Source organism: Paenibacillus sp. GL_099_B, assembly GCF_057835695.1.
In genome coordinates this window covers 2357556-2369850 of record NZ_CM174430.1, presented here as the reverse complement: position 1 = coordinate 2369850, position 12295 = coordinate 2357556, and the positions used below count along the sequence as shown (strand labels likewise).

The following is a 12295-nucleotide window of genomic DNA, read 5'->3' as shown; positions in this document are numbered from 1 at the left end:
AAGGCCAACCTCTTGAACTTCTTATTCCCCACATCGTATTCCGCAATACACAGAAAGACTCCCGTCCCATCGAACGGAAGCCTTCTTCATGAACATGAAAGACGAAGTCAATCGGCTTGAGCCGCAGACACCTTGCCCATATCATACAATTCTTCGGACTGGGACGTAATGAACGGGCTCGGTTTATCCATGCAATAGACATGCAGTAAATGCATCGCACGGGTACATGCCGTATAGAACAGCTTACGTTCATGTTCCTGCGCATATTGCGATGCAGATCCGTCATAGATCAGAACCGCATCAAACTCCACACCTTTAGCCAAATACGCCGGTATAACATGCACACCCCGTTCAAAGGCCAGTGTTGTTTTCTTGATCAGCTTCGGTGCCGCAGGCAGTACTTTGCTTAACGCTTCGTGTACGTCCTTGCTCTCTTCCGCCGTTTTGCAGATGACCGCAACCGATTCATACCCTTCCTGAATCAGATGCTTGAGATCGGCTGTAATGACATCCAGATGCTCCTGTTCATTGGAGGAAACGATCACTTTCGGCTTCTCCCCGCCTCGGTTAAATGGAACAATCTCTTCTCCACCCGGAACCATGCCGCGTGTAAACTCCACGATCTCTTGTGTTGAACGATAACTTCTCGTCAGCTCGATCACTTCCGTATTTTCCGGTCCATAGAGGTTAGTCAGCGGCCCCGTACCACTTAATACCGAAGAGTGTGCATAGATGGCTTGATTAAAATCTCCAAGTGCGGTGATTTTCGATCTCGGGAACAATCTCTTCATAAAGGCCAGCTGGAAGGCAGAGTAATCCTGTGCCTCGTCAATGATCACATGGCGGATATTGGAGTTAATATGGAAACCGAGCAGCAACTCACGCAGATACAAATAAGGTGTGATATCCTCATAGGCCAGCTCTTGTACTTTCAGTCTGCGAAGTGTCATCTCACTAATCTCTTCCCAATGTGAAGGCAGTTCTTCCTCTCCCAACAGGCGAACCATCTGGGACCGGTCGTTGAATAAGTGCGCGTACAGTTGACGGACATCGACAAAACGTAATGATTTGATCCATTTGCGCAAAGGCTTGAGCCGATCACTGACCACCATCCGGGCAAGGATCTCTCGTTCCTGCTGGAAATCATCGAACGTATCCGACTTTCCTTTTTGCTTGCGTTTCAAGCGCTGATAGGCCCGCTGGAGATCCTCCGGCTCCATTAGATCCAGTTGTTGATCTACCCAAGGGGCTTCCAATTCGCCTTTACCGAATGCAGATAATTCTTTTAGCATCAAGTCCCGTAATATTTCCAGACGATTCACCAGCTTAACGGATGGCTCAAAACTGTAAAATTTCTCGGCCATGGCCTCTGCCGTAACAACAGCCCGTCCCTGGAACCGAACTGGCTTGAATTTCATACCTTCAGTCATCATGCTGTCCTTATAACGTGTTATCACCTTCAGGAAAGATTCGGATGACTTGAATCGAATGCCGGACATACGCGCTTCGTACTGAGGATCTTCTGTTCCAGTAAGTACGTATTCAAGTTGAATGAATGGGTCTTCCAGCTGATATTCACGGCCCAGACGGCGTTCCAGATACTCCTGGAAGGTCGTTTGCAGCATATTTTCCTCCCCAAGTTCAGGCAGTACGGTGGAAACATAGCTGTTGAACATCGGGTTTGGCGAAAAAAGGACCATCTGATCCGCTTGCAGATGCTCGCGGTATTTATAGAGAAGATACGCCACACGCTGAAGTGCAGCGGATGTTTTACCACTGCCAGCAGCTCCCTGCACGATCAGCATGCGGGTCCGGTCATTACGGATAATCCGGTTCTGCTCCTTCTGGATGGTCGCCACAATGCTTTTCATCTGTGCATCTGAGGTTCGACTGAGAACAGCCTGTAACAGTTCATCCCCAATCGTAACCCCGGTGTCGAACATAAAGCGGATACGTCCATCCCGAATGACAAACTGCCGCTTCATCTCAATGTCGCCACGGATCTCACCACTCGGTGTATGATACGTGACCGGACCTGGCGCACCATCGTAATACAGGTTCGATATGGGTGCACGCCAGTCATAGACAAGGAAGGACTCCTCCTTCTCATCCAGCAATGATGCGATCCCCAGATAGATTCGTTCTGCTTTTGGATCGCCATTTTCCTTAAAATCAATGCGTCCAAAATACGGTGAATGATGCAGCCGTTTCATTTTGTCCAGCGCTGCTGCCGTATTCAGATGGCTGCGTTCCCGATCCGATAGAACCTGTGATTGCTGCCTCATACTGGTGGAGGTCTCACCCACGTCATCCGCTTCGCCAAAGTTCATGGTGACTTCGTCCCAAAAATCTTTTCTCATCCCTACAACTTCGTCCCTGAAGGAACCTACCTCTTTTTCTAGGATGTCGATTTTCCGATCAATCTGTTCTGTTACAATGTTGACCCGCTGTTGCTCCTCGCTCCATTGCTGGTCTGTACTCATATGTTAATACGCCCCTCTTTCCCCGGATTGTGTCCTCAAAAGCCCATTTGACAAGCCCGAAAAGGCTATGGTATAATTAATTAGAAAGTAAACATTTTTATTTTATGTTAATTAGTTCTAATTTTCTGAAAACCATTTTTTATTGTACCAGTGACAACGTCCCGATGCAAGCGGAGGCGTTTTTTGTTGTTTTCATTCTATTATTACCCTCGAATGGGATGAATATAGAACGATCCCATTCTATTGTCGTAATTCTTCAATGGTCTCTCTCCAGCGTTTAATAGCCCCAGATTCGTCTTTCAATTGAAATGTTATCCCTGAAGTAATCTCCGCATAGGGTGCATGATCTACACGAACGTTTAACACCTGAGCCTCGAAACGATCTCTCGGATGCACAGCTTCCATGAGTTGTGGCAGTGAAGTCACATCCAGACGAATAGATAACAAGCTTTGCTGATGAACAGCAATCAAGGTAGCCTTGCCTGTTCGTCTCATATTCATACTTGTCTGCGTTCCAGGCCATAAAGCCAGTCTCAGCAAGTTGGGCGAGATAGCAATAACTTCCCCCATACTAATCATCGCCTGATGCGGCCAGCCATCTTCGGACACAGTCAGCAATTGCATCGCTTCGTGCTGCTTCTGCTCCAGATCCTGTCCATTGAACCACTGCATCCATTCAGGGCCAAGCTGTGTTAAATTCATACGTATCTACCTCGGTTCGATTGAGTTGGTGGCGCAAGGTTTGCGCTATGTATGCAAAACAACCCGGACACGCTGTCCGGGCTGGTTGTGGTTCCATTGTATATGATGAAACCACATTACCGCAAACTGTACTACCATGTTTACGGCCATTTAAGCCAATTCAGAATTTTATCCTGTGACTCCTTGTCTTCACTGGCACTATGCACATGTTCGGCAAGCCGGTTCAATCGTTCCAGCTGATAGCCATAGTCATAGATGGCGGCAGCTACGATGGACAGTCTCAGCATCCCTTCCTGATCAATATCAAACTGGGAAATGGCCTGCTCCATGAAGCGATCATTATCCAAAATGAACTGTGCCGCCTCTTCCCCGTTCGGTTTTAGCTTATCCTCGAATTTAAGCAGCGCATGTTCATGGAATTTGATAACAAGCTCCAGATGTGTATCAAAGAACTGATCCATTTCCGGTGTTCGCGATGCCTGGAAATAATGGCGTTCTACCGAATCCAGCACGTCGAATCCTTTTTGCAGACTCAGCAGCATCTGTTTGTATACGACCATCTGCCGGGTCTCGCTGAATTTGGAACGTTTCATCTTCTTCTGTTCTTCTTCAAACAAATTATATTTATCTGACAAAGATTTAATGGAACCGCCCAGATTGTTTTTCTCATCCCGGAACACCACTTCCTTGATCTCATCCGAGATCGATGTACGCAGCAGCAGTGACATGCCACTGAACACACTCTGAATCTGCTTCACGAACTGAATCTTTGGCTTGGGTGGAAATACCGTAATATTAATAAGAAAAGCAGATACAATGCCGACAAGTGTCAGCAGGAAACGGTTCAATGCAAAATGCCAGTCACCCGACGCTTCCATAATCGATACAACGGTTACCAGCGTCAGGCCAACCGTTTCGCCCATATTCAATTTAAGACAAATCATAATAACCAGCACAATAATTAACCCGACGGCGATGGGCTCATTGGACAGCACCATGCCTCCCAGCAGGGCCACAATTGCCCCAAGTGTGGTGGTCTGCAGCTGATCCAGGAAATACTTCCAGGAACGATAAATGGATGGCTGCATCGCAAAGATGGCCGCAATCGCGGCGGGAACGGGAGATTGCGGGTTCAGGAACATGCTGCTAAGGTATAGGGCCAGCGTGACCGCAATGCCTGTCTTAAGTACACGTGCACCAAATGACATGGTGACCCCTCCTCTTTTTCGAAACTGATTTCATTCGTTGGATGATCATTATCATTATTACCCCATATTTCTTTTTTTGCCCGAATCAATTCAGGAGAACGATTTATTGTATCATGGAAGCCTTTGGGTTACCATGCCCTGTATCCTGTTGATGAGTTAGATTCCCTATTACTTCTATGTATACACAACAATACCCCACACTCCACTATCGGAAGTAGGGGGTATTGTATGTTTAACTCAAACGGAGAAAGTTATGAGAACCTTCCTTCCCATTCACGCTTAAATTGCTCCACAAACTGCACCATAAAGTCATGACGCTGCTCTGCCAGTTCCTTGCCATAGGATGTGTTCATCAGATCTTTTAGCTTAAACAGCTTTTCGTAAAAGTGATTGATCGTTGTACTGCGTCCATTCCGGTATTCCTCTCGCGTCATCTGCTCTCGTGGCGGAAGGGCAGGATCATACATCTCACGGCCTCTCGCGCCGGCAAAAGCAAACGTACGCGCAATACCAATAGCGCCCAGCGCATCCAGGCGATCCGCATCCTGCACCACCTGGGCTTCCAGAGATGAGACGGCAGGTCGCTGCCCTCCTGCATAGGAAATGGAACTAATGATGTGTACCACAGCTTCCTGTGTACCCGCTTCAAGCGGCTGGGTATCCAGCCATGCATTCAGCTTTGCCATTCCGGCTTCAAGACTTTCGTTAAGCTTCTCATCCGGCACATCATGAAGCAATGCAGCGAGTTCACAGATAAAGGGATCGGCACCCATACGGTGTGCAAGCTCGACCGCAAGTGCGGTCACCCGCTCGATATGCGGCCAGTCATGACCATCCGTATGTGCGGCCGCATCTCCCTGTACAAAAGCACGAGCCGCTCGAAGAATTGCCTCTCCTGTTAACGTTCCATCAACCTGATCCCCATGCCCTAATCGTTGCGTGCTCAGGTTCAGATGTTGAGGGGAATTCTCTTGCATCTTACACGTCCCCGCCTTCGCGAGTTTGTTCACGCGGTATACGTCTTGCCACACCCGTTTTGACCGCTGCTTCAATCACGCGATTGCGCATCGATTTGACGATTTTATCGTTAAACACACTCGGAATAATATAATAGCGGGTGCGCTCTTCATCGGAAATGGCTGAAGCAATCGCCTGAGCTGCTGCGAGCTTCATCTCTTCATTAATCTCACTGGAACGGCAATCCAGAACGGCTCTGAACATACCTGGGAAACACAAGACGTTATTGATCTGATTCGGATAATCCGAGCGGCCTGTCGCCATGACAGCCACGATGTCTTCCACCACAGACGGCATAATCTCCGGTACCGGATTCGCCATGGCGAAAACAATTGGATCAGCGGCCATGGTTTGCACATCTTCACGGGTTAACAGGTTACCGCGCGACAGACCGATGAAGACATCTGCTCCGCGAATCACGTCACGAAGTGAACCTGTCTCCAGTTCCGGATTGGTACGAGCCGCATAGTCGCTCCATACTTCATTTTCATAGGTATTCGTCCGTACCAGCGCACCATCACGATCGACCCCGACAACCCGACTCGCACCCGCGGACAGCAGAATATTACTGCATGCCACACCTGCTGCACCGATACCACAGACGACAATTTTCACATCCGTGATGGATTTACCAACCAGCTTGAGCGCATTGATCAGACCTGCATACAACACAACTGCTGTACCGTGCTGGTCATCATGAAATACCGGAATGTCCAGTTCCTCATTTAGGCGACGCTCAATTTCGAAGCAACGTGGTGAAGAAATATCCTCCAGATTAATCCCGCCAAATGCTGGTGAGATCGCTTTCACAGTTCGAATGATTTCCTCGGTATCCTGTGTATCCAGGCAGATCGGGAAAGCGTCCACTCCTGCAAACTGTTTGAACAACATCGCCTTACCTTCCATGACTGGCATCGCGGCACGTGGTCCAATGTTGCCAAGTCCAAGCACGGCACTACCATCGGATACTACGGCAACCGTATTCCGCTTGATTGTTAGCGAAAATGCCTTTCCAGGCTCTTCTGATATAGCCGAACAGACCCGGGCCACATCCGGTGTATATACACGTGACAGGTCTTCACGGTTATGAATCGGGACCTTCGGAGTAACTTCAATCTTGCCGCCCAAGTGAAGCAGGAACGTCCGATCCGATACGTTTATGATGGATGCTCCTTTGAGCTGGCGCACCCCTTCTATAATTTTGCTGTTATCTTGTGCATCCGTTACAGCGACAGTTAAGTCGCGCACACTTACATCCTGATTGGTCGAAATTACGTCGATGGCGATAATGTCTCCGCCAGCTTCCGAGATAGCCGAGGCCACTTCACCAAACTTGATGTCTTTTGTTGTCATTTCTAGCCGAATAATAAAGCTGTTACCGTCTAAATTCCTTTGATTCATTCCAATTCCTCCCAGACTGAAAGTCATGAGTTGCAATGTTACCTGTTTGTCTTCGCTGCGCGGACACGTTTATCCTTTATCTTGCCCAGAAAAAGTACTCAGTGTGATCTAAATACGACAAAAAGGACTACCCTCTCCGTCTGATCGAGACGTTAAGGGTGGCCCTTCTGCACACTATATAAGTTGAACTAAAGAATATTTACACTTGCCACTCCGATGATAGAACAACCTTCCGATCGCTGTTATCCCCACATTTTTCAGCCAAATGAGTAACAAATATATTATTTACGCTCAGCCGCTCTGCGCAGTACTCGGATATCATATGATTGCAAATCCAGGCTGCCCTCAACAGCATCACCACTCAGCAGATCACGATAGGACTGATTGTCCAGTTGTACTTGCTTCGGCTCCGGTGTGTAGTTCTGCACAAATACATAATCCGCTGTGCCATCTGTACGGATGTGTGCCGTAACTCCAGCAGGAAGCCGGGTTTCAAGAGCACGCTCTATACCCAGATCAGCGATTAGACTGCTATAGAAATCATCGTAAAATGGAGCTTTGAAACGTGTAGCCATATAATAAGCTTTACCTGAACCAAGACGGTTAACGGTCAAAGCAGGCCGTCCAGCATAGAAGTCGGAGCGATATGTCGCTAGCGCTTCTGCACCTTCCAGATGAATCAGGTCGCATAATTCGATTGCATCATACTCGGCATTCAGTTGAAGCCCGTTGTCCTTCACAGGCACAACCCCATTCAGATCACGGTCATGCAAGCCGTCGATCTCTTCCGACCAGATCCCCAGCGTCTTGCGAAGCGGCCCAGGGAATCCTCCGAGGAAGCACAGATCATTCTCATTTACGATACCTGACCAATACGTGGCTACAAATGTACCGCCATTTTCCACGAATCGCTCAATGCGTTCGCCAACCCCTTCACGTACCAGATAAAGCATAGGTGCGATGAGCAGTTTGTACTTGGAGAGATCAGCATCCATGTCGATGACATCCACAGGCACACCTTTTTTCCAAAAGGCATCATAATGCCATTCCACCGTCTGCTCGTACTTTACTCCGATGTTACGCGGTCCTTGGGAATCCTTTACCGCCCAACGGTTTTCCCAATCGAATATGATGGCAACTTCGGCCGGAACGGACGTTCCAACCACCGCCTGCATTCCTTCCAGTGCCACTCCTACGTCAGTAACATCCTGGAACACACGGGTATGTTCATGCCCAACATGATCTACAACCGCTCCATGAAGCTTTTCACTGGACCCCCGACTCTTTCTCCACTGGAAGTATTGTACACTGTCCGAGCCGTGCGCCACAGCTTGCAGAGATGCCAGCAAATGCATACCAGGACGTTTCAATTTGCTTGTCTCTTGCCAATTGGTTGAGCTCGGTGTGCTCTCCATCAATAGAAACGGCTGCCCGCCCTTGATTGAACGAACGATATCATGCATCATCGCCACTCTGGATGCCAGCGTATCTTCTTCGTCCGCATCATGCCATGTCGGATAACTATCCCAAGACAAGAAATCCAGAATGTCAGCGAACTTCCAGTAGTTCAATCCTTCATAAAATTCCATCAGGTTGGTCGTTACCGGCAGATCGGGATTTTTGGCCTTCAGCGGTTTCGTTTCGTGCACGATAAAATCAGCGGTCTGATCTGTGACAAACCTGCGCCAGTCCAGATTCATCGCATGGACCTGTGTCTCTCCGTGCGGCGCAGGAGACTCCACTTGACTCCATTCCGTCACGGTATGGCTCCAGAATGTCGTCCACCACGAGTGATTCAACTCGTCCAGTGTGCCGTATTTGTTTTTCACCCAGCCGCGAAAAGCGTCCTGGCAATAATCACAGTGGCAATCCCCGCCGAATTCATTGGAAATGTGCCAGCCAATTACTGCGGGATGATCCGAGTAACGTTCTGCAAGTTTTGTATTGATTGCAGTAACCTTCTCCCGGTATACCGGAGATGTATAGCAATGGTTGTGACGGAAGCCATGCAGGTTGCGAACGCGATTGACTCCAACACGCAACACTTCGGGATACTTGGCCGACATCCAGGCAGGTCTTGCACCGCTCGGGGTAGCCAGGAATGCATAAATTCCATTGGCAGCAAAACGATCCAGTACTTGATCCAGCCATTCAAACGTGTACACGCCTTCCTCCGGTTCAAGGGATACCCATGAGAAGATGCCAATGGACATCACATTACATTTGGCAAGCTTCATCAGGCGGATATCATCTTCAAGTACTTCAGGGTAGCGTAGCCATTGCTCCGGGTTATAGTCTGCACCATGTAACATATGAGGTGCTTTGGAACTTACGGGTGGATATTTGTATGTCATGCTGACAACTCCTTCATTCATTTCATTTTGAATCATCTATTTGATCAATGCAGCACTCGGCTGCTCATCCAATGCAGTGTCATTTTCCTCTCCAGCCTTCAGCGCTGAAAACGATTGCAACTTCTGACCCTTGAAGTCAAACATCGTCAGGTTGCCCCAGTTATTCGGATGTCCAACAGACCACTCTTCCTTGCTAGGAATCCAGGCAGGCTCCCAGTAATAGAATCCCGCTCCGAGACCGCCGGGAACTTCACGAATAATCTGCAGCAGATCCTTCAGATAACGCGTCTGTCCTTCCACGCTTGCCGGATATCCTGGCAACAACAGTTCTTCCTGATTCAGAATCCACTCGTGGCCTTCAGGCTGCTCCAATGTCCAAGGATAAGCGGTTTCAACAACATTGATTGGTTTGCCGTAGCGTTCAGCCAGGTCATGCAGATTATCCCGCAGCGCCTCCAGTGTTCCATGCCACCAAGGGTAATATGAGAGCCCAATGATATCGAACTCCACACCTAGTGCCTCAAACCGATCATAGAATTTGCGACTCTCCGCATTATCACCACCGCGGTCTATATGAATCATAATCTTGATTTCCGAATCAATCGATTTAACAGCAGCGATGCCATACTTCACAAGTCCAGCAAAACGCTCCCACTGTTCGTCGGTATCATGCTCTTCCCCACCAACACGTCCTTCATCCCATAACATGCCCGGTGTAATTTCATTCCCCACCTGCACCATGTCCGGCAATGCATCATGCTCCTTGAGTGTTCTCAGTACATCTGCCGTATAAGTACATACCTCACGTTGCAGTTCCTCATATGACAGCTTTTCCCATGCCTTTGGCTTCCATTGATTGGCTGGATCAGCCCAGCGATCGGAATAATGAAAATCCAGCAAGAATTGCAAGCCTTGTTCCTTGATCCGTTTGGCTACCGCTACCGTCCGCTCCAGATTACAGAATCCGCCTACAGGATCATTCCAGATTCGCAATCGGATTGCATTGGCATCACCCAGCTTGAGAAGGGTCAGCAAGTCCGCCTGCTGCCCATCCTCGTCACGATAGCTCCCACCATGCTGCTCAATTTCATCCATAAATGACACATCCATTCCGAGAATGAATGCCTCTTCCTTTAAATTGCCCACTTCATCAACCTCCGTTTAATTTAGATGCAGGCTCAGCCTTTAACCGAACCCAAGGTCATACCTTTGACAAAGAAGCGCTGTAGGAATGGATACACAATGAGGATTGGCGCACTTCCAATAAAAATTTGTGCCGCTCTTACTGTGGTTTGGGAGATCGCTTCCATTTCCTTCGGATCCATGCTCATCGTGCTCATATCACGTCCAATAATGACGGTCTGTAGGAATGTCGCCAGTGGGTAATCCTTGGCATTGTTCAGATAGAGCAAGCCGTCGAACCAGGAATTCCAGTGGAACACCATACTGAACAAAGCGATCGTAGCAATGGACGGCATCGAGATGGGAAGAAATATACTGAACAATGTGCGGAAATGACCTGCTCCATCAATCAATGCCGCTTCCTCCAGCTCCTGCGGAATGCCGCGGAAGAAATTCAGCATCAGGATGACGAGGAACGTATTCACCGCACCCGGGAGTACAAGCACCCAGAACGAGTCCATCAATCCGATTTTTTGGATGACCATGTAGAATGGAACCAGGCCCCCGTTAAAAATCATACTGAAAACGAACAGCCATGAATAGATGTTTCTTCCTTTAAAAACAGAATTTTCTTTCGACAATGGATAGGCTGCCAAAAAGGTAATCAATAGCGTAATGCCTGTACCAATGACGGTCCGCAGCAACGAGACCCAGATCGAATGCAGGAAGATCGGATTATTCATCGTTTTCTTGTAGGCTTCAAGCGAGAACCCTACGGGCCACAGACTGACCAGATTGGCATCGGCGGCTGATTTGACACTAAAGGATACAGCCAGAACATGTATCAGCGGCACAATACAGAGAATGGCCAGTAGAATCAGGAAGCAGGTATTGAATATGTTAAACACACGATAAGGCAGCGATTTGTGATACATGTTGGTCCCTCTTTTCCCTATGAAGTCGGTTAAAAAATACGATATCCGGCATATTTCTTGGCAAGGCTGTATGATACGAGAATCAGAATCATGCTAATGACGGATTTGAACAATCCGATTGCTGTAGCAAAACCCATCTCTCCGTTCACCATCGCGGATCGGTATACAAACGTATCGATGATATCCCCGGTTTGATATACGAGCGGGTTGTACAAGTTGAAGATCTGATCAAACCCGGCGTTCAGTACGTTACCCAGCGCCAGTGTACCGACAACCATCAACATGGGAACAAGGGAAGGTACTGTAATGTGCAGCGTTTGTTTCCAGCGTCCTGCACCATCAATCTCCGCTGCTTCATACAGGGACGGGTTGATGCCAGCCAGTGCAGCGAGAAACACGATCGTGTTATAACCGAACTCTTTCCATACATCGGAAATGATAATCGTAAATCGGAACCAGTCATTATCTCCAAGGAAGAAGTAAGGTCCAAGCCCGAAGGCACCCAGCGCTCGATTCACCAGCCCCTCGTTGGAGAGCAGATCTATCAGAATACCACCGAGAATAACCCAGGACAGGAAGTGAGGCAGATAAACCAAAGTCTGAATGGTCCGCTGAACAGCAATTTTCCGAACCTCATTCAGCAATATCGCAAATACGAACGGGATAAATAAATTGAATATCAGCTTGAGTACAGCAATGATTAATGTATTCCAGATGACTTGCAAGCTGTCTTCACGTTCAAACAAATATCGAAAATTATCCAGCCCTACCCATTCCGAGCCGCTGATGCCCATCCATGGCTTATAGTTTTGAAATGCCATGACAATGCCGCCCATGGGAATGTAGCTGAATATGATCAGAAAGATGATGGCTGGCAGCAGCATTACGTGGAATGGCCAAGTTCGTTTTAAAGTTCTCATGATTGCTCCCCCTGTAATTCTTCCTACTCAAGTGCTCCCTGAGTGGCTTATACTGCGATTATATCAACCGTTTGCATAGGTCAAACAGCACATAAAAGCAATATAAATGGTACAAAAGCAACCAGTTTGGACTCGCTGTCTTTTCATTCATTC

Annotated in this window: 9 protein-coding genes; all 9 read right to left on the bottom strand. The window is 48.1% G+C overall.

Annotated features, from left to right (window positions below):
• Nucleotides 1-107 precede the first annotated feature (107 nt).
• A complete protein-coding gene (gene helD / locus AC3ITG_RS11080; protein WP_489253738.1) occupies nt 108-2483 on the bottom strand; it encodes an RNA polymerase recycling motor HelD in 2376 nt (791 codons plus the stop codon).
• A gap of 240 nt (nt 2484-2723) precedes the next feature.
• The gene (locus AC3ITG_RS11075; RefSeq protein ID WP_489253737.1) at nt 2724-3185 is read right to left on the bottom strand and encodes a pyridoxamine 5'-phosphate oxidase family protein; all 462 of its coding nucleotides are present in this window, start codon (nt 3183-3185) and stop codon (nt 2724-2726) included.
• A 140-nt stretch (nt 3186-3325) separates the two neighbouring features.
• Nucleotides 3326-4393 (bottom strand): FUSC family protein, encoded by a 1068-nt coding sequence (locus AC3ITG_RS11070; protein ID WP_064639143.1) that lies wholly within the window; start codon nt 4391-4393, stop codon nt 3326-3328.
• A gap of 251 nt (nt 4394-4644) precedes the next feature.
• A complete protein-coding gene (locus AC3ITG_RS11065) occupies nt 4645-5370 on the bottom strand; it encodes an HD domain-containing protein (protein WP_489253736.1) in 726 nt (241 codons plus the stop codon).
• A 1-nt stretch (nt 5371) separates the two neighbouring features.
• Complete coding sequence (locus tag AC3ITG_RS11060; RefSeq protein ID WP_489253735.1) at nt 5372-6811, bottom strand: NAD-dependent malic enzyme; 1440 nt, start codon at nt 6809-6811, stop codon at nt 5372-5374.
• Between the two features lie 281 nt (nt 6812-7092).
• A complete protein-coding gene (locus tag AC3ITG_RS11055) occupies nt 7093-9165 on the bottom strand; it encodes a beta-galactosidase (RefSeq protein WP_489253734.1) in 2073 nt (690 codons plus the stop codon).
• 36 nt (nt 9166-9201) lie between these two features.
• Nucleotides 9202-10311: a glycoside hydrolase family 53 protein gene (locus tag AC3ITG_RS11050; protein ID WP_489253733.1), complete on the bottom strand. Its 1110-nt coding sequence runs from the start codon at nt 10309-10311 to the stop codon at nt 9202-9204.
• Nucleotides 10312-10343: 32 nt separating this feature from the next.
• Nucleotides 10344-11222 (bottom strand): carbohydrate ABC transporter permease, encoded by an 879-nt coding sequence (locus AC3ITG_RS11045; RefSeq protein WP_413377301.1) that lies wholly within the window; start codon nt 11220-11222, stop codon nt 10344-10346.
• 29 nt (nt 11223-11251) lie between these two features.
• Nucleotides 11252-12142: an ABC transporter permease gene (locus AC3ITG_RS11040; RefSeq protein WP_413377299.1), complete on the bottom strand. Its 891-nt coding sequence runs from the start codon at nt 12140-12142 to the stop codon at nt 11252-11254.
• Between the last annotated feature and the right edge of the window lie 153 nt (nt 12143-12295).